The 21,091-nt window shown below is 68.3% G+C and carries 22 protein-coding genes; 5 read left to right on the top strand and 17 right to left on the bottom strand.

Annotated elements, in window-relative coordinates; all coding sequences use genetic code 11:
- Window positions 1-13: 13 nt before the first annotated feature.
- The 3 genes from Q0P60_RS11170 to hisS all read right to left on the bottom strand — a co-directional run bounded on the left by Q0P60_RS11170 (window position 14) and on the right by hisS (window position 2,186).
- Window positions 14-322 (bottom strand): YerC/YecD family TrpR-related protein, encoded by a 309-nt coding sequence (locus tag Q0P60_RS11170; RefSeq protein ID WP_345780329.1) that lies wholly within the window; start codon window positions 320-322, stop codon window positions 14-16.
- A gap of 170 nt (window positions 323-492) precedes the next feature.
- On the bottom strand, window positions 493-792 hold the full coding sequence (locus Q0P60_RS11165) for a hypothetical protein (RefSeq protein ID WP_294992859.1): 300 nt from the start codon (window positions 790-792) through the stop codon (window positions 493-495).
- On the bottom strand, window positions 789-2,186 hold the full coding sequence (gene hisS, locus Q0P60_RS11160) for a histidine--tRNA ligase (RefSeq protein ID WP_294992856.1): 1,398 nt from the start codon (window positions 2,184-2,186) through the stop codon (window positions 789-791). Before hisS ends, Q0P60_RS11165 begins: the two co-directional genes overlap by 4 nt.
- 129 nt (window positions 2,187-2,315) lie before the next feature.
- On the opposite strand from hisS, the gene Q0P60_RS11155 reads away from it, so the two are divergent.
- Entirely contained in the window at window positions 2,316-3,068 is a 753-nt protein-coding gene (locus tag Q0P60_RS11155; protein ID WP_294992852.1) for a helix-turn-helix domain-containing protein, read from the top strand.
- A gap of 49 nt (window positions 3,069-3,117) precedes the next feature.
- Here the strand turns inward: Q0P60_RS11155 and thrC are convergent, their stop codons facing one another.
- The 6 genes from thrC to Q0P60_RS11125 all read right to left on the bottom strand — a co-directional run bounded on the left by thrC (window position 3,118) and on the right by Q0P60_RS11125 (window position 10,018).
- On the bottom strand, window positions 3,118-4,404 hold the full coding sequence (gene thrC / locus Q0P60_RS11150) for a threonine synthase (protein WP_294992847.1): 1,287 nt from the start codon (window positions 4,402-4,404) through the stop codon (window positions 3,118-3,120).
- A 29-nt stretch (window positions 4,405-4,433) separates the two neighbouring features.
- Window positions 4,434-5,348: a homoserine kinase gene (locus tag Q0P60_RS11145; RefSeq protein WP_294992843.1), complete on the bottom strand. Its 915-nt coding sequence runs from the start codon at window positions 5,346-5,348 to the stop codon at window positions 4,434-4,436.
- Complete coding sequence (thrA, locus tag Q0P60_RS11140; protein WP_294992839.1) at window positions 5,345-7,849, bottom strand: bifunctional aspartate kinase/homoserine dehydrogenase I; 2,505 nt, start codon at window positions 7,847-7,849, stop codon at window positions 5,345-5,347. Before thrA ends, Q0P60_RS11145 begins: the two co-directional genes overlap by 4 nt.
- A gap of 84 nt (window positions 7,850-7,933) precedes the next feature.
- The gene (locus Q0P60_RS11135) at window positions 7,934-8,068 is read right to left on the bottom strand and encodes a hypothetical protein (RefSeq protein WP_005413160.1); all 135 of its coding nucleotides are present in this window, start codon (window positions 8,066-8,068) and stop codon (window positions 7,934-7,936) included.
- A 138-nt stretch (window positions 8,069-8,206) separates the two neighbouring features.
- Window positions 8,207-9,157, bottom strand: coding sequence for a DMT family transporter (locus Q0P60_RS11130; RefSeq protein ID WP_294992831.1), 951 nt, complete (start codon window positions 9,155-9,157; stop codon window positions 8,207-8,209).
- 168 nt (window positions 9,158-9,325) lie between these two features.
- Complete coding sequence (locus Q0P60_RS11125) at window positions 9,326-10,018, bottom strand: AraC family transcriptional regulator (protein ID WP_294992828.1); 693 nt, start codon at window positions 10,016-10,018, stop codon at window positions 9,326-9,328.
- Between the two features lie 81 nt (window positions 10,019-10,099).
- Here Q0P60_RS11125 and Q0P60_RS11120 point away from each other — a divergent pair, with 81 nt between their 5' ends.
- Window positions 10,100-10,879, top strand: coding sequence for a DUF6491 family protein (locus Q0P60_RS11120; RefSeq protein ID WP_294992825.1), 780 nt, complete (start codon window positions 10,100-10,102; stop codon window positions 10,877-10,879).
- Here Q0P60_RS11120 and Q0P60_RS11115 read toward each other — a convergent pair.
- The 3 genes from Q0P60_RS11115 to Q0P60_RS11105 all read right to left on the bottom strand — a co-directional run bounded on the left by Q0P60_RS11115 (window position 10,876) and on the right by Q0P60_RS11105 (window position 12,843).
- Complete coding sequence (locus Q0P60_RS11115) at window positions 10,876-11,928, bottom strand: linear amide C-N hydrolase (RefSeq protein ID WP_294992820.1); 1,053 nt, start codon at window positions 11,926-11,928, stop codon at window positions 10,876-10,878. The two genes, Q0P60_RS11120 and Q0P60_RS11115, sit on opposite strands and share 4 nt — an antisense overlap.
- 67 nt (window positions 11,929-11,995) lie before the next feature.
- Window positions 11,996-12,409 (bottom strand): DUF6691 family protein, encoded by a 414-nt coding sequence (locus tag Q0P60_RS11110; RefSeq protein ID WP_294992815.1) that lies wholly within the window; start codon window positions 12,407-12,409, stop codon window positions 11,996-11,998.
- Window positions 12,406-12,843 carry a YeeE/YedE thiosulfate transporter family protein gene (locus Q0P60_RS11105; RefSeq protein ID WP_294992812.1) on the bottom strand — a complete coding sequence of 146 codons (438 nt, stop codon included), beginning with the start codon at window positions 12,841-12,843 and terminating at the stop codon, window positions 12,406-12,408. The genes Q0P60_RS11110 and Q0P60_RS11105 overlap by 4 nt, the downstream gene beginning before the upstream one ends.
- A gap of 86 nt (window positions 12,844-12,929) precedes the next feature.
- On the opposite strand from Q0P60_RS11105, the gene Q0P60_RS11100 reads away from it, so the two are divergent.
- The gene (locus tag Q0P60_RS11100; protein ID WP_294992807.1) at window positions 12,930-13,247 is read left to right on the top strand and encodes a metalloregulator ArsR/SmtB family transcription factor; all 318 of its coding nucleotides are present in this window, start codon (window positions 12,930-12,932) and stop codon (window positions 13,245-13,247) included.
- A 12-nt stretch (window positions 13,248-13,259) separates the two neighbouring features.
- Here Q0P60_RS11100 and Q0P60_RS11095 read toward each other — a convergent pair whose 3' ends face one another.
- The 5 genes from Q0P60_RS11095 to Q0P60_RS11075 form a co-directional block, all read right to left on the bottom strand.
- On the bottom strand, window positions 13,260-13,688 hold the full coding sequence (locus tag Q0P60_RS11095; RefSeq protein WP_294992803.1) for a BLUF domain-containing protein: 429 nt from the start codon (window positions 13,686-13,688) through the stop codon (window positions 13,260-13,262).
- Between the two features lie 84 nt (window positions 13,689-13,772).
- Window positions 13,773-14,906, bottom strand: a complete 1,134-nt coding sequence (locus Q0P60_RS11090) for a hybrid sensor histidine kinase/response regulator (protein ID WP_294992800.1) — start codon at window positions 14,904-14,906, stop codon at window positions 13,773-13,775.
- A complete protein-coding gene (locus Q0P60_RS11085) occupies window positions 14,903-15,478 on the bottom strand; it encodes a chemotaxis protein CheB (RefSeq protein WP_294992796.1) in 576 nt (191 codons plus the stop codon). The genes Q0P60_RS11090 and Q0P60_RS11085 overlap by 4 nt, the downstream gene beginning before the upstream one ends.
- Window positions 15,478-16,302, bottom strand: coding sequence for a CheR family methyltransferase (locus Q0P60_RS11080; RefSeq protein ID WP_294992793.1), 825 nt, complete (start codon window positions 16,300-16,302; stop codon window positions 15,478-15,480). Before Q0P60_RS11080 ends, Q0P60_RS11085 begins: the two co-directional genes overlap by 1 nt.
- Entirely contained in the window at window positions 16,299-19,403 is a 3,105-nt protein-coding gene (locus tag Q0P60_RS11075) for a response regulator (RefSeq protein WP_294992790.1), read from the bottom strand. Before Q0P60_RS11075 ends, Q0P60_RS11080 begins: the two co-directional genes overlap by 4 nt.
- A gap of 178 nt (window positions 19,404-19,581) precedes the next feature.
- Here Q0P60_RS11075 and Q0P60_RS11070 point away from each other — a divergent pair, with 178 nt between their 5' ends.
- Together Q0P60_RS11070 and Q0P60_RS11065 are read left to right on the top strand one after the other, a co-directional pair.
- Complete coding sequence (locus Q0P60_RS11070) at window positions 19,582-20,718, top strand: PAS domain-containing sensor histidine kinase (RefSeq protein ID WP_294992787.1); 1,137 nt, start codon at window positions 19,582-19,584, stop codon at window positions 20,716-20,718.
- Entirely contained in the window at window positions 20,708-21,067 is a 360-nt protein-coding gene (locus Q0P60_RS11065) for a response regulator (RefSeq protein ID WP_294992783.1), read from the top strand. Before Q0P60_RS11070 ends, Q0P60_RS11065 begins: the two co-directional genes overlap by 11 nt.
- Window positions 21,068-21,091 lie beyond the last annotated feature (24 nt).

Here is a 21,091-nt window from a genome sequence, read left to right as displayed (position 1 = left end):
AACGGGGCGCGGGTCAGCGCGAGGCAAGGCGGTCGATGGCTGCGGCATAGCCTCGATGGCCATGCTCCAGCGTGCGTGCCACCCGCCCGGTGGTGGTCACACTGACCCCGGTGCGCTCGTGGATCTCGCGGTACGGCACGCCCTGCTGCAGCAGCGGCACCACCTTCCAGCGGTCGGCCATCGCCTCCAGTTCGGCGGGGGTGCAGAGGTCACGCAGGAACGCCTGCACCTGCTCCGGCTCGCGCAGGGCGGCAAAGGCCAGGGCCAGGGCTTCCAGGTCGGCCTTCGGGTCTTTGGCGGCAATTTCGGGGCGGGCTTTCACGGGGTCGTATCCATGCATCAATGTAATAGCGCGTTAGTACATTAACGCATTCTTGCGCAGTGCGTCAAACCCGGGATGGCATGGGGTCAGATCCGCTTTAACGGAAACGGAAACGGAAAACGCCCACCAAGGGTGGGCGTTTCTGTTCTCGATCAACCACTTGGAATGCTTCAGGCCGGGCCGCAGCGTACCTCGCCCTGCAGCGCGCCGCGCCGCAGGCATTCGCCGAACAGACTGCCCTGGCGGCTGGGCCGCGACTGCAGGTTCTGCAGCTCGGCCGCCCCGCCACGGCACGCTTTCGCGGCCAGGGCGCGCAGGTCGTGCTCAAGCTGGGCACGGTCGATCACATGGCAGCGATCGACCACCAGCTGGTAGCGGTCGGGACCGATCCGCGTGCTGTGCAGCGACGGATCGCTCTGGCATCCCGCCAGCAGGAGCGCACTCAGCACCCCTGCGGCGGCACGTCTCACGCCATTGCCTTGGACTGCTCCAGCTCGACCTGCAGGGTGCTGGCCAGTTCGTCGCGCGAGACTTCGAACTGCTGCTCGCGCAGCAGGTCCTTCACCGCCACCACGCCACGCGCCAGCTCGTCTTCACCGGCCAGCACCACGAAGCGGATGCCAGCCTTGGCGGCGTACTGGAACTGCTTGCCGATCTTCTTCGGCTCCATCTGCACTTCGGTGTTGATGCCACCGGCGCGCAGGCGACGCGCGATGTCCAGCGACTGCGGCATGCCCTGCTCGTCCATCAGCGCGACCAGCGCCTGCACGCTGCTGCCTTCGATGCCATCGATCAGGCCGGCCTCGCGCAGCTGCCAGAACAGGCGCGACAGGCCGATCGAAATACCCACGCCCGGCAACCTGGACTTGCTGTAATGGCTGGCCAGGTCTTCATAGCGACCACCAGAGCAGATCGAGCCGATCTGCGGGTGGTCGGTCAGGGTGGTCTCGTACACGGTGCCGGTGTAGTAATCCAGGCCACGGGCAATGGAGAAGTTCAGGCAATACGCGGCCTCCGGCACGCCCAGCGCCTGCACCAGCTGCAGCACTTCACGCAGCTCGGCAACGCCGGTACGCAGCGTCTCCGACGAGGCCGCATCCACTTCCAGCGCCGTCAGCTGCGCCAGTGCATCGGCATGCCCCTGCGAGCGCACGGCCACGAACGCCAGGATCTTCTCGACCTGCTCGGCCGGAATGTCGAAGCCTTCGCCCACCAGCGTCTCGCGCACATAGTCGGCGCCACGCTTGTCCAGCTTGTCCACTTCGCGCAGCACCGCCAGCTGGCGCTCGCCCTCGGCCACGCCCAGGCTTTCGAAGAAGCCGCGCATCAGCTTGCGATTGTTCAGCTGGATGCTGAAGTCACCGATGCGCAGTTCCGAGAACACCGCGTGGATGACCGCCAGCACTTCGGCGTCGTAGCGCACGCTCAGGCTGTCCTTGCCGATCACGTCGACGTCGCACTGGTAGAACTCGCGGAAACGGCCGCGCTGGGCGCGCTCACCGCGGTACACGCGCTGCATCTGGTAGCGACGGAACGGGAAGGTCAGTTCGTGCTCGTGCTCAGCCACGTAGCGCGCCAGCGGCACGGTCAGGTCGAAGCGCAGCGCCATTTCCGGCAGCGAACGGTCACCCGATTCGGCGGCATTGGCCAGTGCGCCGGTGGACTGCACGAAGTACACCTGGCGCTCGGTCTCGCCACCGGACTTGGTCAGCAGCACATCGGACAGCTCGAACACAGGGGTCTCCACCGGCAGGAACCCGAAGCGCTCGTAGTTGCGGCGGATGACGTCCAGCATGCGCTGGAACGCAATCTGCTCGCGCGGCAGCAGTTCAAGGGTGCCGGGCGGGGTACGGGGCTTGATCACGGGCGGAACTCCTGCTGGAACGGGACGTGGGAGGGGGGCGACATTCTAGCGCCCCCGCCTCGGGCAGGGTCGAACGGCCGCTTGAAGTATCATAAGGCCCTCCCCGCCCGCGATACGCCCCCCCGCAACATGTCACGGCCTTCCGGCGCTCCGCCCGCCACCAACGATCCCGCCTCGCCGTCCTGCCCCACGCTGGACTGCCTGCACTGCTCGGTTCGCCACCTTGCGGTGTGCTCGGCGCTGTCGCCCGATGAAGTGCAGGCGCTGGAACAGGTCACCGTCTCGCAGCAGGTCAGCATGGGCAGCACCCTGGCCCGCACCGGCGAAGAGCGCGACCATGTCTATACATTGACCGCCGGCGCGCTGCGCCTGGTGCGCACCCTGGCCGACGGTCGCCGCCAGATCAATGGTTTCGTGCTGCCCGGCGACTACCTGGGTCTCAGTGGCAGCGACCACCACCGCTACGACATCGAGGCCATCGCCGACAGCCGCGTGTGCCGCGTCGCACTGCCGCAGATGAAGGCGCTGCGCAGCCGCTTCCCGCACCTGGAGCGCAAGCTGCTGCAGCGCGCCTGCCAGGAGCTGGATGCCGCGCAGGACGCCGCGCTGGCGCTGGCGCGCCTGCAACCGGCGGAGAAGCTGGCCGACTTCCTGCTGCGCCTGGCCGCCCGCGAAGCCAGGCTCGGAGGCGACGGCCTGCGCGTGTCGCTGCCGATGGGTCGTGGCGACATTGCCGACCATCTGGGGCTGACCATGGAAACGGTCAGCCGCACCTTCACCAAGCTGCGCCAGCAGGCGCTGATCGCCCTGCCCCACCTGAACGTGGTGGAGATCCTCGACGAAGACGGGCTGCGCAACCTGGCCGGTGAAGGGTTGATCTGACCGTATCGCGTAGCGCCGGCCGCTGGCCGGCAACCACGCACCTCTCCGGTCACCCCATCAACACCTGACGCAACGCCGCATAGTCGGCCGCCAGCGGTTCGGCATGTGCCGGTCGCTGCAGCAGCGCATCCAGCGCCGGCGGCACCGCCACCGGGCCGCCAAGCAGTGGCTCGACCACCGCCTCGAACTTGGCCGGATGCGCGGTCGCCACCACCGCCCAGTCGCCTTTCGCGCCGCGCGCACGCAGGTCCTGCAGCACCCTCACCGCGGTCGCCGTGTGCGGGCAGAACAGCTCGCCGCTGCTGGCATGCGCCGCGGCGATCGTGGCGCGGATGGCCACATCATCCACCGCGAAGGCACGGAACGCCGCGCGCAGTTCGGCGTCGTCGCCCTGGTAGAGCCAGCGCAGGCGCTCGAAGTTGCTCGGTGCCCCCACGTCCATCGCGTTGGCAACCGTCGCCACGCTCGCCTGCGGCTGATAGTCGCCCCCCCCGAAGTAGGCCGGCAGCACGTCATTGGCGTTGGTGGACAGCACGATCTGCCCGATCGGCACGCCCAGCGCGCGCGCCAGCACCGCGGCCATCGCGTTGCCCAGGTTGCCGGTCGGTACCACCAGGTTGAGCCGGCGACGATGCCCGGCGTAGTGACTCAGGGCCGCGTGCGCGTAATAGCTCATCTGTGGCAGCAGGCGGCCCAGGCTGATGCTGTTGGCCGAGCTCAAAGGCACCTGCGCCTGCAGTTCGCGATCGGCCAGCGCCTGCTTGGCCAGGGCCTGGCAATCGTCGAAAGAACCGGCCACGCGCAGTGCCCGGATGTTGTCACCGAAACAACCGAGCTGGTGCGCCTGGCGTGGCGACACGCGGCCATCCGGATACAGCACCACCACCCTCACTCCGGGCTGGCGATGGAAGGCCGCCGCCACGGCCGCACCGGTATCGCCGGAGGTGGCAACGACAATCGTCAGGTCGCGGTCCTTGCCAGCCTGCAGGCGCGACAGCGTACCTGCCAGGAAGCGCGCCCCAATGTCCTTGAAGGCCGCGGTCGGCCCATGGAACAACTCCAGCACATGGTCGTCGCCACCGAGCGGGCGCAGCGGCACCGGAAAATCGAAGGCCTCACGGCAGATCGAAGGCAGCGCGGCCTGCAGTGCGTCGCCAGCGAAGAACGGCGCAAGCAGATCGGCGGCGGTATCGGCCAGGGTCGCGCCGGCCTGCAGCTCACGCGCCGCCGGCAGTTGCCCGGGCACGTACAACCCGCCATCGGGTGCCAATCCAGCGGCGATCGCCGCGCTGAGGCCAACGGCGGCGGATTGGCCACGGGTCGAAACGAAGTGCATGGGTTCGGTATCCAGAAGGGGGGAAGGATTCAGCACAGCCGGGCTCCCGGCGCATCCAGCGGTGACACCCACGCATCGCTGTCGAAGCCGGCGGCCGCGAACGCTGCCTGCACCGCTGCAGCGGCGGCCTGCGCCTGGTCGGCGTCTTCGAACCAGGCGAACACGCTGGGTCCGGCGCCGGAGATGCCCGCCCCCATCGCCTGCGCCGACAGTGCCGCGTCGCGCGCCGCCTCGAAGCCGGCGATCAGGCCGGACCGCCGCGGTTCCACCAGCACGTCGCGCAGCCCGGCCCGCACCAGGGCGGCATCGCTGCGATGGCAGCCGCTGAGCACCAGCGCCAGGTTCGCGCTCTGCGCCACGAACTCGCCCAGCGCATAACTCCCCTGCAGCGCCTGGCGGGCGCGACGCGTCTCCAGTACGGCGTGCGGATGGACCAGCAGGCTGTGCCAGCCTGCCGGCACCGGGATCGACACCAGCCGATCGGCGGTGCACAACGCCAACCCGCCGAGCAGCAACGGGCCGACGTTGTCACCATGCCGGCCACCACTGGCCACGGCTTCGCCATCCAGCGCATAGGGGTACAACGCCTCGCGCGGCAGGGGTGTCTCCAGCAGGGCATTGGCGGCCACCAGTGCAGCGACGCACGAAGCGGCCGAGCCGCCCATGCCGGAGCCGAACGGTATGCCCTTGTCGATCTCGATCGCGAAACCGAAGTCCAGGCCGAGGCCGTCGCGCAGCGATATCAATGCGGCACCGGCCGTGTTGCTTGCCGCATCCAGCGGCAGCGCGATGGCACTGCCGCGGATCGCCTCGATGCGTACCTCCGCGGCGTCGAGGCGGCGTACGCTCACCGTATCGCCGATCCCGGCAATGGCGTGGCCGAGAATGTCGAAGCCCACCGCCACGTTGGCCACCGAGGCCGGCGCGAACGCACGTGCGATCACAGGCGCGCCCCCTCGCCGGCGGCGACCCGTAGCAGATCGGCGAACACGCCGGCCGCGGTCACCTCCGGGCCCGCCCCCGGCCCCTGCACCACCAACGGGTTGTCGCAGTAGCGGCGGGTACGGAACTGCACCACGTTGTCGGTCAGGCGCAGGTTGGCGAAGGCATGATCGGCCGGCAGCTCCTGCAGGCCCACCGAAGCCCCATCCGTACCGAGGCGCGCGACATAGCGCAGCACTGCGCCACGCGCACGCGCGCCCTGCAGGCGCTGCAGCAGGCTGGCATCGGACTCGCCCAGCCGCGCCATGAACGCATCCACGCTGCCTTCGCGCAGCAGCGCCGGCACCAGGCTCTCCACCTCGACCTGTTCCAGGCTGAGGGGGTGACCGGCCTCGCGCGCCAGGATCACCAGCTTGCGTGCCACGTCCACGCCGGACAGGTCATCGCGCGGGTCCGGCTCGGTGTAGCCCATCGCGCGCGCCTGCGCGACCAGCGCGGAGAACGGCTGGCTGCCGTCGAAACGATTGAACAGCCAGGCCAGCGTTCCAGAGAAGATGCCCTCGATGGCCAGCACCTCGTCGCCGGTATCGACCAGATCGCGCAGCGTGGTGATCACCGGCAGCCCGGCGCCCACCGTGGCCTCGTAGCGGAAGCGTGCGCCGCTGGCTGCCGCGGCCGCGCGGATGCGCTGGTAGCGCGGCAGCGGTCCCGCACCGGCCTGCTTGTTCGGGGTCACCACATGGATGCCGGCAGCCAGCCAGCCCTCGTAGCGCTCGGCCACCTCGGCACTGCCACTGCAGTCGATCACCACCGCATGCGGCAGGTGGGCGGCCAGCAGGTGTTCGGTGAAGCGGTCCAGGTCACTCGATTCGCCCGCCTGCTGCAACGCCTCGCGCCAGTCGGCGTGCAGGCCATCCACGTCCAACCGCATGCGCGAACGCGAGGCCAGGGCGCGCAGGCGAAGGTCGACATTGGCCTTGGCCAGCAGCTGCGGGCCCGCCGCCAGCAGCTGGTCCAGCAGGGCGGCCCCCACATTGCCCGGCCCGATCACGCCGACCGCGAAGGTCTGCGGTGACAGCCAGAAGCCGGCATGCGCGGCCCGCAAGGCTCGGGTGGCATCGGCACTGTCGACCGCCACCGAGATGTTGCGTTCGGACGAGCCCTGCGCGATGGCCAGGATGTTCACCTGTGCACGCCCCAGTGCCTCGAACAGGCGCGCCGCCACGCCGGGCTGGCCGGCCATGCCGTCACCCACCGCGGCCAGCACGCTGACCCCCTCGCTGACCTGCACGCGCTGCACCTGGCCCACCGACAGTTCATGCGCGAACGCGTGCAGCAGTGCCTCGCGGCCACGTGCGGCTTCAGCCGCGCGCACCACGCAGCAGATCGAGTGTTCCGAGGACCCCTGCGATATCATCACCACCGACACCTGCGCCTGGCGCAGCGCGGCGAACACGCGTTCGGCGGTGCCCGGCACGCCGATCAGGCCGGTGCCTTCCAGGTTCAGCAGGGCCAGTCCCGGGCTCAGCGTCAGCCCCTTCACCGGCCCGCGTGGCGAACGCTCGGCACTGATGCGCGTGCCCGGATGCGCCGGCTGGAAGGTATTGCGGATGAAGATCGGCAGGCCGAGCCGGATCGCCGGCGACATCGTCTGCGGATGCACCACCTTGGCGCCGAAGTAGGCCAGCTCGCAGGCCTCGTCGTAGCTCAGCGATTCCAGCTGCACCGCCTCGGGCACCAACCGCGGGTCGGCCGACAGCACGCCATCGACATCGGTCCAGATATGCAGCTCATCGGCGTTGAACAGCGCGGCGAAGATGGCACCGGAATAATCGCTGCCATTGCGGCCGAGCGTGGTGATGCGGTCATGCCGATCACGGGCGACGAAGCCGGTGGCGACCAGGCGCGGCTGCGGATGCTGCAGGCGCCATTTGGCCAGGCGGTCGGCGCTGGCCTCCCAATCCACGTCCACCCCCAGTTCGCCATGCCCAACCACCAGCACGTCGCGCGCATCCAGCACCGCGCAGTCTTCCCCCAACGCACGCAGGTGGGTGCCAAGCAGCTGCGCCGAGAACACTTCGCCCAGGCCCTGCACGCGGTCGAGCACCTCACGTGGCAGTTCGCCGATCACCGCCAGCGCTGCCAGCACTTCGGACAGCTGCTCGAAGCGCGCGTCGATCCATTCAACCGTCTCACCCACCTGCTCGCCGAGCAGGGCCACGGCCGCGCCACGATGTCGGGCGCGCAGTGCGTGCCAGGCTTCGCGCCAGCCTTCGTTGCCGCTGGCCGCCAGCTGGGCCAGCTCGATCAGCGCGTCAGTGACGCCCTTCATCGCTGAAACGACCGTGACCTGCAACGATTCGGGACGCGCCAGCAGCAGGCCGGCGACATGGCGGTAGCGTTCGGCATCGGCCACCGAAGTGCCGCCGAACTTGTGCACGACGGTGGACGGCGCAGCCAGATCGGCCGGAACTACGGGATGAGCGGGGGCGTGGGAAGACATGCAGACCTCGGCAGGAGGCCCCGTCGCATGCAGGTGTCGAGTTTCCCCGCCACCTGGATGGTGCGGGGCCGTGGTTTTCGGGAGTTACACGAAGACGACGGGCCGCACCAGGGCAGTGGTGACGGTGGTGGTGGTAATGGTGGTGGTGGCGACCGGCGCAGTCGAACGGCCCGCAGTGGCGGGGGCGATCAGGCTGGCGTGGGCGGCATCAAGGACCATGGCGCACAGAAAACACCGTGCGCCGGGCCGCTGTCAAGTGCTGCGATGCAAAAATCCGCTGTCGCGATCATCGGTCAACATGCGGGCATTTGGTTGCATCTGAGACAAAGCGGGCATCTGCCCGCTTGTGGAATGCATTCACCCGGCATGTTCGGCGATCGCCCGCGGGGTGCGATGCGCGTGTGCACACAACAGCACGCCGGCCACCAGCAACACGATCGCCAGGGCCTCCAGCAGGGTCGGCCAGCGCACTTGCCAGGCAAAGGCATACAACAGCGCGAACAGGGTCTCGAACACGATCATCTGGCCGGTCAGGGTGAGCGGCAGCAGGCGGCTGGCACGATTCCAGAACGCGTTGCCAAGGATCGAGGCGACCACGGCCACACCGGCGCTGATCGCCCAGAAGCCACTCCACTGCGCCGCGGTGTGGCTGCCGGCATGCCCGATGAAGGCCATCGGCACCAGCAGCAGTGCCAGGCCACCGGTGGTGACGCCAGTCAGCAACGACCAGTCATGGCTGGACAGATCCGGCCGGCGCGCCAGCCAGCGGCTGTTGCCGATCGAGTACAGCGCCCACGAGAACAGTGCACCGAACGCGCACAGCAGCCCGATCAGGCGTTGCCGCCATGGCGTTGCGAGATGCTCGGACATCAGTGCTTCCCAGCCCACCAGCGCCACGCCCAGTACGCACAGGCCCAGTGCCGGCAGCAGCTGCTTCAGCGGCACCGCGCCGTGCTCGCGCACACCGACCAGGGTGACCACCACCGGAATCAGGCCGACAATCAGCGACGCCGCGGCACCACCGGCCCACTGCACCGCCGTGGCCAGCAGCAGGAAGTACACCAGGTTGCCGGCCAGGCTCAGCCACAGCAGGCCAAACCACTCGGCACGGCCCAGCCGCGGTGCCAGCCGCTTCCAGCGTGGCAGCAGCAGGACCACGGCGATCAAGCCATAGACCAGGTAACGACCTGCGGACAGCTGCAGGGCATTGAACGACTGCAGCACGGCGGGCGCGAGGAAGACCACGCCCCACAGCGCACCGGCGGCAACGCCATTGGCGATGCCCAGGGCCATCGGGTTGTTGCGCATTTCGGTTCTTCGGGGGAGAAGCGGCCGCGCAGTGTAATCGCTGACCTGCAGGGCTCTCTTGACCGAGGCTACTGCCCGGGCACCACGCTGTTGCGGAGCCGAGCATGGGCTCGGCCCTACAACGGCAACACGCTCCTGCGCAGCCGAGCATCGGCTCGGCTCTACAGTTCAGGCGCCCTTTCGCCAGGCGGCGGGGGTCTGGCCGCATTCGCGACGCAGCGCGCGGGTCAGTGCGCTCTGCTCGGAATAGCCTGCGGCCAGCGCGATATCGCTGATCGGCGCGGCAGTGGCGCGCAGCTGGTGCTTGGCCCAGCGCAGCCGACAGGCGCTCAGCCAGGCCTGTGGGCTGAGCCCGAACTCGCGCTGGAACAACGCGTGCAGCCGGCTCTCACTCACGCCCACGAATGCAGCCATGCGTGCCACCGGCCACGTGCTGCCCGGCTGCGCCTGCACGGCAGCACACAGCCCCTGCATGCGCGCGCCACTGCCGGCCGGCGCAAATGCCTGCAGCAGCTGTGGCAACAGGGCCGGCACCGGCTGGCCGGCCTGCACACCCGCCAGGCACCGGCGCAATGCCAGCGGCAGATGCAGCCAGCGCTGGCGGCACAGGTGTTCCTGGGTCACGTCATCAAGCACGCCCGGCGCGCAGTCGACGATCACGAAACCATTCGGGCCATCGGCCATCTGGTCATGCGCTTCGCCGGCAGCCACGAAGGCGCCCTGCAGCAGATCCAGGCGCCCGCCCCGCCCTTCCATCTCGAACTGCAGTTCCCCCTGCAGCGGCAGCACCCATTGCGCATAGTCATGACGGTCCAGGCCGGTGGCCTGGCCGTAGTGCCGCAGGTGGAAGATGGCGCCCATCGGCGCAGTGTGCGCGTGTAACACTGGCCGTGCAAACCGCTGCTATAGTCGATCCGTCATCCAACGCAGGGAGTGCAGGACATGACCCATCAGCACGTTCTCGTGGTGCTCGCCGCGAGCCTGGGCCTGGCGCTCGCCGCCCCGGCCCCGGCACAGGAACGCACGCCACCGGCCCCGCATTGCATGGACGCAGTCGGCGTGCAGGAAGTGGAGCAGGCCTCACCGCGCTCGATCGCGCTGCGCGCGGCCTCCGGCCAGGCCTATCGCATCGACTTCAGCGAGGACTGCCCCGGCGTCCGCGCGGCTACCGCGCTGAAGCTGGAAGCGCCCGCCGGCTGGGCCTGCGGCCGTCCCAGCGAGCGGGTCGTGGTGGATGGCCGACGCTGTGCCATCAGCGCGGTCACTCCGGTGCAGGATCGCGATTACGCCAGCGTGGCCCGCGACAGCGACCGCCTGCGTACGGCGACCCTGCCTGCCCTGACCATCCGCGAACGCAAGGACGTGCGCCGCAGCTTCGGCGGCTCACCGTCGTACTGCTTCGCCACCCGCAATGTGCGCGCCTGGTCGTCCGACCCGCAGGGCATGCTGGTGGAGACCAACCCGCGCCGCAATGGCGGCCATCGCTACTACCGTGTCGAGCTGGGCAGCCATTGCCGCCAGCTCGATCGCGCGCCGCAGCTGAGCTTCCGCTCCGGCCTGCAGAATGGCCTGATCTGCGGCAATCCAGGCGATCGCATTGTTACCGCCGGTTTCGAGGGCGGTGACCTGCGCAGCGCCGGACTGGCGCCGCTGCCGCAGTACACCCGCGGCAGCTGCACGATCCAGGCGGTCTATCCCGCCTCCAACCAGGCATCGAACTAACCGTCGATGCCGAGGAAGGTGAACGGTGCGCTGGGCACGAAGTGGCCCAGCGCATCACCGGCGAAGGTGTTGCGCTGATCCTTGCCGAGGTCGAGCTTGAGCACCTGGCCGCCGAAATCGACCTTGTTCAGGTCAACCCAGAAGGTATTCGGGGTCAGCGCCGATTCGAAGAAGTACAGCCGCCGCTTGTGGTCGGCCACGGTGCGCCAGCGCGTGGACGAGATGTTCGGCTCGCCGGGCGTGGTGATGCCGTAGGGCACCGACGCGTTGCGGATCACGCTGAACACGCTGGCCAGCGCCTCCACCGGATCTTCGGCCTTGGGAATGGCGTTGATGTAGAACGAAGCCCGCGCAAAGCGGTCGGACGAACGATTGGTACCCGGCAGCATCACCGTGCCGCCGATCTGCTGCCAGTAGCTGTTGAGCGCGAGCTGCTGGTCGAAGATCGGCGAGTTGGTCATCACCTGGTAGCGCCGGTCATGGTGGATGACCTGGCGACCGCCGATGTACTCGACGATGGCACTGTCGCCGGTCGCATCGGACAGCGACAGATGCAGCGTGGCCTGGCGGTCTTCACCGGGCACCTTGTCGGTGACGATGGAATACGGCTCGCGCTTCAGCGCGGCCACGGCCTCGTCCACGGTGGCGAAGTTGTCCAGCACGTACTGCGCCCACAACGAGATCGCCAGGCCCGGCTTGTTGCCGCGCTGCTGCGGATACTCCGATTCCACCAGCCACAGCAGGTTGGCGACCAGGCCCTTCTCGTTCATGCCATCGGTGGTCGACACGTCGTACCCGGTGGCAACGACCGAACCATAGCGGGCGGTCCAGGCCAGCGACTTCGGACCCGCCAGGCCGGTACGTGCGATGCCGCGCGGAAGCACATAGAGATTGGTCGCGACATCGACCTTCCAGTCCATCGAGCGCGCAGTGATCACATCGCCGTTGTCGCCCAGGTACACCGCGCGCGTACACGCCAGTGCCGGCGAGATCGCGGCCGCCAGGGCCAAGGCCAGCATTGCCCTGCCCTTCCACTTCGTCCGTGCCATGTCAGTACGCTCCTTTCCCCGTGGTCCGTGGATCTGACCCGATCCATCGTGACACAGGGGTGAAGCCTCAGCGCACGATGCGATCGTGCAGCCAGAAACCCAGCAGCATGGCCGGCACGAACCACAGCGCCTCACGCGAGGCCACCGCCACACCGGCCAGGGCCGGCCCGGGGCAGTAGCCCGCCCAGCCCCAGCCAATGCCGAACAGGGCCGCGCCCAGCAGCAGGCGGGTATCGACATCGCGGCTGCTGGGCAACTGGAAACGCAGCGCGAACCACGGCTGCGTGCGCCGCAACACCCAGCGCTGCCCGATGGCACTGACCAGCAGCGCTGCCCCCAGCACCCACATCAGGCTGGGGTCGAAGTCACCGCTGACATCGAGGAAGCCGAGCACGCGACGTGCATCGGTCATTCCCGAAAGCGCCAGCCCCGCGCCGAACAACGCGCCCGCCATCGCGGCGGCGCCAATCGCGCGGCTCATGCCAGGCCTCCGCCGTGCCGGACAAGGAAGGTCGTCAGCATCGCGCAGGCCATGAACACCAGGACCGCCAGCAGCGACCGCTTCGAGCCGCGGGCCATGCCGCAGACGCCGTGGCCGCTGGTGCAGCCACTGCCCAGCCGGGTACCGAAGCCCACCAGCAGGCCGGCACCGATCAGCTGCCAGGCCGGAAGGGCATCGCGCAGCAGCGCTTTCGGCGCTGCTTCAGGCGCCGATTGCCACCACAACACCAGTGCCGCCGCCGCGAGCAGGCCGAGCAGGAACGCCCAGCGCCAGCCGCGGTCGCCCCGTGGCGCGCGCAGGCTGCCGCTGGCGATGCCGCTGATGCCGGCGACGCGGCCGATGGACGCCAGCAACAGTACCGCCGCCGCCCCGATCAACGCACCGCCGGACAAGGCGGCCCATGGCAGGCTCATGCCCTGCCCTCATACGATCCCGTCACCTGCTTGCCCTTTTATTTAGATTTTTCTAAATTAGATCTTTCTAAAGTAAAAGGTCAAGCATGGACCGACCCGCACTCGACAGTGCCGCGATGGCCGAGCATGCCTTGCAGGCAGCGGCCCTGCTCAAGAGCCTCGCCCATCCGGCGCGGTTGCGGGTGCTGTGCCGTCTGGTCGAAGGCGAGGCGCCGGTCGCGGAGCTGCAGGTGCTGACCGGATTGAGCGCATCGGCGCTGTCCCAACACCTGGCGGTGCTGCGCGAACTGGATATCGTCGCCACCCGCCGCGAAGCCCAGGCGATCCACTACCGCGTACTGCAAGGGCCGGCGCTGGGCGTGCTGCAGGCCTTGCATGCTGCCTACTGCGGCGGCACGCGCTGAGCAGGCGTGCGCTCAGACCGCGTGCAGCGCCGGCTGTACCACCGCATCGAGAAGGTCGATCGGGGTCGGTGCCGCACGATCCCTTTCCAGCGACCGGCTGAAGCCGGACCAGTCGCTGGCGGTCAGCTGCCGCAGCAGTGCCGCATCCACCGGCAACGCACGCATCGACCAGTACGGAAACTGGCGCTGGCCAAGGCGGCCGCGCGCCAGTTCAATGATGTCGACATGGCTGCCCGCCTGCAGGATGCGCTCATAGACCGAATCGATACCGTCCGGCGGCCCTTCGATGTACTGCACGAAACGGTCGCCGTCATGCAGCAGCACCCCGGTCACCCCGGCCATCTTGTTGAACCGGGCGGCGTCTTCGACCAGCGCCTGCAGGCGATCGACGGACAGCTCCGGCAGCGCCCGGCTGACGTAGGCGATGGCGCGCAATGGCATTGCTGCTTCCTTGGCTGGGTGTGAGCGCACGGTAGCAGTTGCGGACGAGCCCGTCTCAGTACCGCCGCGTTTTTCCTGAAGAGTTCAGCTTGCGGGACTGCCGGCACCGTCGGAGCGCCGTGGCAGCACCGCTTCAAACACCACCTGGCCGGCCTCGTTGCGCGCACCGATCCAGCCACCATGGGCACGTACGAACTGGTCAACGATGTACAGGCCGAGGCCGAGCCCCTTGCTCTGATGGAAGCTGGCCTTGAACGGTTCGAACAACCGTGGCAACAGCGCATCATCGATGCGCCCGGCATTGCTCACCCGCAGCAGCACGGAACGCGCGTCGCTTCCGTCCAGCTGCACATGTGCCTCGCTGCCGTGGGTCAGCGCATTGCCCACCAGGTTGGCCGCGATCTGCCCCAGGCGATCCATGTCGCCCTGCAGCCGCGTATCGCCGACCACGTCGAAACGGATGCGCGCATGGCCGTGCGCACTACCCGCCTCGGCGATCACTGCGTCGGCCACTTCGCGCAGGTCGCAGGCGGCCGCCTCCAGGCGCAGGCCGCCACTGCGGATCCGCGAGAAATCCAGCAGCTGTTCGACCATCCGCGCCATGCGCAGGGTGCTGGCCTCCAGGTGAGCCAGCGTCTGCTGCGCCCCCGTATTGCCGGCAGGAAGCTCCAGCGCCAGCTTGTCGGCACACAGCAGGATCGCCGACAAGGGCGTGCGCAGGTCGTGGGTCAGCACCGCCGCCATCGTCTCGTTGAGCTTGAGCGCACGTTCCAGCGCCTCGTTGCGCGCCTTCAGCAGCTGACGCTGCTGGTACAACTCGATGAAGACGTTGACCTTGCTCAGGATCACCTGCGGCGCCACCGGCTTGTGCAGGAAATCAACCGCTCCGGACTCGTAGCCCTTGAACGCGCGCAGCGGGTCATCCGGCGACGCGGTCAGGAAGATGATCGGCACCGTGCGGCTGCGATGCGAACCCCGCATCAGTTCGGCCAGGGTGAAGCCGTCGATCTCCGGCATGTGCACATCCAGCAGCGCCAGCGCCACGTCGTGCTCGAGCAGCAGCTCCAGCGCCTGCGCACCCGAGCCGGCCAGCAGCAGAGTGACCCCTTCGCGCTGCAGCAATGCCTGCATGGCCACCAGGTTCTGCGGCACGTCGTCGACGATCAGCAGGTTGACCGGGGTCTGCGACTGCGCAGGGTCCGGTGGCAACAGGTTCATGCAAACAACTCCTTCAGGCGACGACACATCAATTCAAGGGGCAGCACGGCATCGGCGCCGGCGTGCTGCAGGGCGGAGGCCGGCATCATCGATGCCTCGGCCTCCTCGGGACATTGCAGCCAGACCCGGCCGCCGGCGCCGCGCACAGCGGCCACGCCTTCGCTGCCGTCACTGCTGGCACCGGTCAGCAGCAACGCCAGTACCTGCGCGCCGAACACCGCAGCGGCCGATTCGAACAGCGGGTCGATGGCGGGGCGCGAGTACAGCACCGGCGCATCAACCGACAGCGCGACCGAGCCCGCATCCTCCACCAGCAGATGGTAGTCCGGAGGCGCGAACGTCACGGTACCGGGCTGCAGGGGCTGCTTGTCCTCCGCCTCGCGCACCGGCAGCGCGCAATACGGCGCCAGTACTTCGGCAATGCGGCTGCTGCGATCACGCGGCAGATGCAGCACCGCCAGCACCGGCACCGGCAGCCGCGCAGGAAGCGCACCGAGCACGGCCTGCAACGCCGCAACGCCCCCTGCGGAGGCACCGACCACCAGCACTGCAGGGCGCGCCTGCACCACCATCAGGCAACCTTCCGGTACAGGCGATGCTCGCGCGAGCAGACCTCGAACGCATCGTGATGGCGCCCGAACTGCAGCGACTCCTTGCTGCCCAGGCCGAGGAAGCCACGGTGCACCAGTGCCTCACGGAACAGGCCCACGGCACGGTCCTGCAGGTCACGATTGAAATAGATCAACACGTTGCGGCACGACACCAGGTGTACTTCGGAGAACACCGTATCGGTGGCCAGGCTGTGATCGGCAAACACCACGTTGCGGCGCAACTGGCGGTCGAACACCGCACCGTCGTAGGCCGTGGCGTAGTAATCGGACAGCGACGCCGTGCCACCCGCGGCCAGGTAGTTGCGGCTGAACTGCGCCATGCGGTCGATGCCGTAGGCCCCGGCCTCGGCGGTGGCCAGCGCCGCCGGATTGATGTCGGTGGCATAGACGATGCTGCGCTCGAGCAGGCCTTCCTCGTGCAGCAGGATCGCCAGCGACCAGACCTCCTCGCCGGTGCTGCAGCCGGCCACCCACAGCTTCACCGAGGGATAGGTGCGCAGCACCGGTACCACCTGCTCGCGCAGCTCACGGAAATAGGCCGGATCACGGAACATTTCCGAGACCTGCACGGTGAAGAACTGCATGGCCTGGGCAAACAGCTCCGGCTCGTGCAGCAGGCGATGCTGCAGGTCGACCAGGCGCTCGCAGCCATAGCGCTGCATCGCCTGGCGGATGCGCCGGCGCAGCGAAGACACCGCGTAGCTGCGGAAATCGTAGTGGTAGCGCTGGTACAGCGCTTCCAGCAGGACCTTCAGCTCCAGGTCGAACAGCGCCTGTTCGTTCATTGCCGCGAGCACCAGACCCGGCACAGCGAGACCAGCTTGTCGACGTCGATGGGCTTGGCGATGTAGTCGTTGGCGCCGGCCTGCAGGCAGCGTTCACGGTCGTCCGGCATCGCCTTGGCGGTCAGCGCGATGATCGGCAGGTCCTGCAGGTGGCGCTGCGCGCGGATCTCGCGCATCGCGGCCAAGCCGTCCTTCTCCGGCATCATGATGTCCATCAGCACCAGGTCGACCTCGCGTTCGGCCAGGCGGTCCACGGCTTCCTGGCCGTTGCGCGCGATCTCCAGGGTCACGCCCAGCGGCTCGAGCACGCTGGACAGGGCGAAGATGTTGCGCACATCGTCCTCGGCCAGCAGCACGGTACGGCCGTCCAGCACGGTGTCGCGCCGGCGCGCCTCGCGCAGCAGGCGCTGCTGGTCGGTCGGCAGGCTGGCCTCGACGCTGTGCAGGAACAGCGTCACCTCATCCAGCAGGCGTTCCGGCGAACGCGCGCCCTTGATGATGATGCTCTTCGAATAGCGGCGCAGGCGCTGCTCTTCCTCGCGGCCGAGCGCGCGGCCGGTGTAGACGATCACCGGCGGGAAGCCGACATCATCGTTGCCGGCCATGTGTTCTAGCAGGTCATAGCCACTGCCGTCGGGCAGCGACAGGTCCATCACCATGCAGTCGAAGGTGACGCTGCTGAGCTGCTCCAGTGCCCCGGCCAGGGTGCCCACGGCGACGATCTGCAGCTGCTCGCGGCCCAGCAGCAGTTCCAGGTTGTGGCGCAGCTCGCGGTCATCCTCGACGATCAGCAGGCGCCGCACATCGCGCTGGCTGGTCTGCTCCAGCTGCTCGATCGCCGCCGCCAGCCGTTCGCGCGTGGTCGGCTTGATCGCAAAGCCGATCGCGCCCAGCTCGCGTGCCACCTGGCTGCGATCCATCGCCGAGACCACATGCACCGGAATGTGGCGGGTGTCCGGGTTGCGCTTCAGGCGCTCCAGCACGCTCAGACCGGACACATCAGGCAGGCCGATGTCGAGCAGGATGCCGTTCGGGCGCAGTTCGCTGGCCAGGGCCAGGGCCTCTTCAGCCGTGGTCGCAACCACGCAGTCGAAATCCAGTTCGTGCGCCAGCTCCACCAGCGCCTCGGCGAAGGTGGCGTCATCCTCCACCGCCAGGATCAGGCGACCGGCGCGTTGCCGGCGACCGCGGTCATCCGCCACCTGGGCGGTCGCGGCGGCGGCGACCGCAGCCGTTGCCGGCGTCACAGGCGCTGCGGAAACCGGCGCAACCGGGTGCGCGGACGCTGCCACGGCGGCAGGCGCTTCCGCAGGTGCCGCTGCCGGCGCACCGTGCAGCGGCAATTCCAGGATGAAGCAGCTGCCGCGACCCGGTTCGCTGTCAACCTGGATGCTGCCGCCCATGCGTTCGGCCAGGTCACGCGAGATCGACAGGCCGAGGCCGGTACCGCCGTAGCGGCGACGCGTGCTGCCGTCGGCCTGGCGGAACGCTTCGAAGATGACCTGCAGCTGCTCGCGGGCAATACCGATGCCGCTGTCAGCCACCTCGAAGCGGACGCGCCCGTTGCCGCCGGCACGGACCTGCAGGCTGACCTTGCCGTGCTCGGTGAACTTCACGGCGTTGGCCAGCAGGTTCTTCAGGATCTGCTGCAGACGCTGGCTGTCGACCACCAGCTGGCTCGGCGCCAGCGCATCGGCCTCGATCTGCAGGGCCAGGCCCTTCTGCCGCGCCATCGGCTCGAAGGTCTCGCGCAGGCGCTGCAGCACACTGCCGACCACCACCACTTCATCGTTCAGTTCGACATGGCCGGCTTCGATCCGCGACAGGTCAAGGATGTCGTTGATCAGCGCCAGCAGGTCGTTGTTGGAGGACAGGATCGCGCGCGCGTACTTCACCTGTTCGGCGGTCAGCGTGCCGTCCTTGTTGTCGGCCAGCAGCTTGGCCAGGATCAGCGAGCTGTTCAGCGGCGTGCGCAGCTCATGCGACATGTTGGCCAGGAACTCGGACTTGTAGCGCGAGGTGGCGGCCAGCTCATTGCTGTTGCGTACCAGCTGCCCCTGCGCGACCAGCAGCGCCTGCTTCTGCGCCTCCAGTTCATGGGTGCGCTCTTCCAGCTGGACGTTGCTCTGCTCCAGCTCGGCCTGCTGTTCTTCCAGGTGGCTCTGCGACTGCAGCAGGCTGCGGCTCTGCTCTTCCAGCTCCTCGTTGGCCACGCGCAGCTCTTCCTGCTGGGCCTGCAGCTCCTCACCCTGGCGCTGCGACTCCTCCAGCAGGACCACCAGCTGTGCGCGCAGCAATGAGGCGCGCAATGCCATGCCGATGGTCTCGGCGCAGCGTTCCAGCAGTTCACGATCCAGGTCGCGCTGCTGCCCGGCGCGAGCCCGGCCCAGCTCGATGACACCGACCACCGCGCCATCGCTGCTGATCGGCGCCAGGATGCGTTCACGCACCGGCAGCCGCCCCAGGCTGGTCTGCAGTTCAAGCACCGCGGCTTCGTCAGCCTCCAGGTGGCGGATGCGTTCATCGCGCGACACCTGCCCGGCCACGCCTTCCTGCAGCGCCAGCGACGCCGGAATCCCGGTCGGCAAGGCCATGCCCCCGGTCAACTGCAGCCGTCCACCTTCCAGTCGGTACACGGCAGCGACATCGGCCTGCAGCTGGCCGCCGAGGCTGGTCGCGGCCGCCTCGGCGATCTGTTCCGGCCCCAGATCGCCGCGCAGGCTCATCGCCACGGCGTTCTCGGCCTCCTGCAGCCACAGCGCGCGCATTGCCTCACGCCGCGCCTGGATCGCCCGCGACACGATCAGCGCGATCATCAGGAACGCACACCCGCCAATGCTGCGGTTGACGAAGGAGAACGCGGAGTTGGTGCTGGCCGGCGCGATGTTGTAACCGATGACCAGCAACACGCAGGCCAGCGCGGCCACCACGAAGGGCGCCCGCGGACTGCGCTGGAACAAGGTGACGCCAACGGCCAGGAAGTAGGCCAGCCACACCGCATAGCCGAGCGGAACCACCACTTCCAGCGCGATGGTCGCGGCCAGCAGCACGGCGGACGTCATCCAGATCCAGCGGTCACGCGTGGTCGCACCAGGACGCATGCAGGTCGGCTCCAGAGGCAAAAGGGTGGGTGATGGTACTCCGTGACGCATTCAGCCGCACAGGACATTTGGCACGTGTCGCACCTGCACGCGTCCTTCACACTGCACTGCCTAGCTTCACGTCCCTCCCAGGGGTAATGCTCATTTCCACGTGGACGCAGCCGCTTCTACGACGTCCGTGCTGACGGACCCTTCCCGACAACTGCGACTGCTGATCGACAGCGTGCGCGACCATGCGCTGTACCTGCTTGATCCGGAAGGCATCGTCTGCAGCTGGAACCCGGGCGCCGAGCGCATCAAGGGCTATTCAGCCGATGAGGTGGTGGGAACGCACTTCGGTCGTTTCTACCTCGTCAGCGATCGTGAGGCCGGCGAGCCGCAGCGCCTGCTCCGCCTCGCGGCGCAACAGGGCCATGTCGCCAGTGAAGGCTGGCGGGTCCGTCGTGATGGGTCGTCGTTCCGCGCCAGCGTGGTGATCGAGCCGGTCGTCGAGGCCGGCGAGCTGCTCGGCTTCGTCAAGATCACCCGCGACATCACCGAGCAGTGGCAGGCACAGCGGCTGCTGCGCGATGCCCAGCGGGCACTGCGCAATACCCAGCAGTTCGAGACGGTCGGCCGCCTCAGCCGTGGCCTGTCGCATGAATTCAACAACCTGCTGACCACCATCGGCAACGCGCTGGACCTGCTGTCGCTGCGCGTGAGCGGTGACGATGCACGCGCGTCGCAGCTGCTGGATGCCGCGCAGGCCGCCACCGACCGCGGTGCCCTGCTGACCCGCCAGCTGCTGGCCTTCAGCACCGGGCAGACCCTGATCCGCGAGCCGCTGGACCTCAACATGCTGGTGCGGCAGTCCTTGCCCGAGCTGCAGCGGGCCTGCCCTGCCAGCGTGGTGCTGGACGCCCGCCTCAGCCCCGGCCTGCCACAGGTGAGCACCGATGCGATGCAGCTGCAGACCGCACTGGCCAACCTGGTGGCCAACGCGGTGGAAGCCACCGTCGATGGTGGCCGCATCCTGATCGGCACCGCACTGGAGCATCGCCTCGATCCGGATGCGGACACGACATTGCAGCGCGGCTATGTCACCCTGAGCGTCTGCGATGAAGGCCACGGCATGGCCGCCGACATCGCCGAACGGGCCAGCGAGCCCTTTTTCACCACCAAGGACATCGGCAAAGGCAGCGGACTGGGCCTGAGCCAGGTGTTCGGATTCACCACCCAGAGCGGCGGCTTCGTCGATGTGTCCACCACGCCCGGTGTCGGCACCACGGTCAGCCTGCTGCTACCCGCAATAGAGGAAACAAGCCATGACCGATGACCCGATCCGCGTACTGATGGTGGAAGACCAGACCGATCTGCGCGAGATGATCGGGCTGGCCCTGCGCGACTTCGGCATCGAGGTGGCCACCACCGCCGATGGTCACGAGGCCGCGGAGCTGCTCAAGGGCGAAGCGCGCTTCGACGTGGTGTTCAGTGACATCAGCATGCCCAACGGCATGTCCGGCATCGAGCTGAGCGAGCACGTGGCGCGCGAGCAGCCGCAGGCACGGATGATCCTGTCTTCCGGCTACGCTCGTTCGCAGCTGCCGCCGCTGCCCGAGCAGGTGGAATTCCTGCCCAAGCCCTATCGCTTGCGCCAGCTGGTGCAGCTGCTGAAGCCGGATTGACGGCGGGCCGGGCATCGCCCGGCC

This window comes from uncultured Stenotrophomonas sp., from assembly GCF_945952405.1.
Lineage (GTDB): Bacteria > Pseudomonadota > Gammaproteobacteria > Xanthomonadales > Xanthomonadaceae > Stenotrophomonas.
The sequence above is the reverse complement of the archived record's forward strand: the minus strand, read 5'-3'. Positions and strand labels throughout refer to the sequence as shown.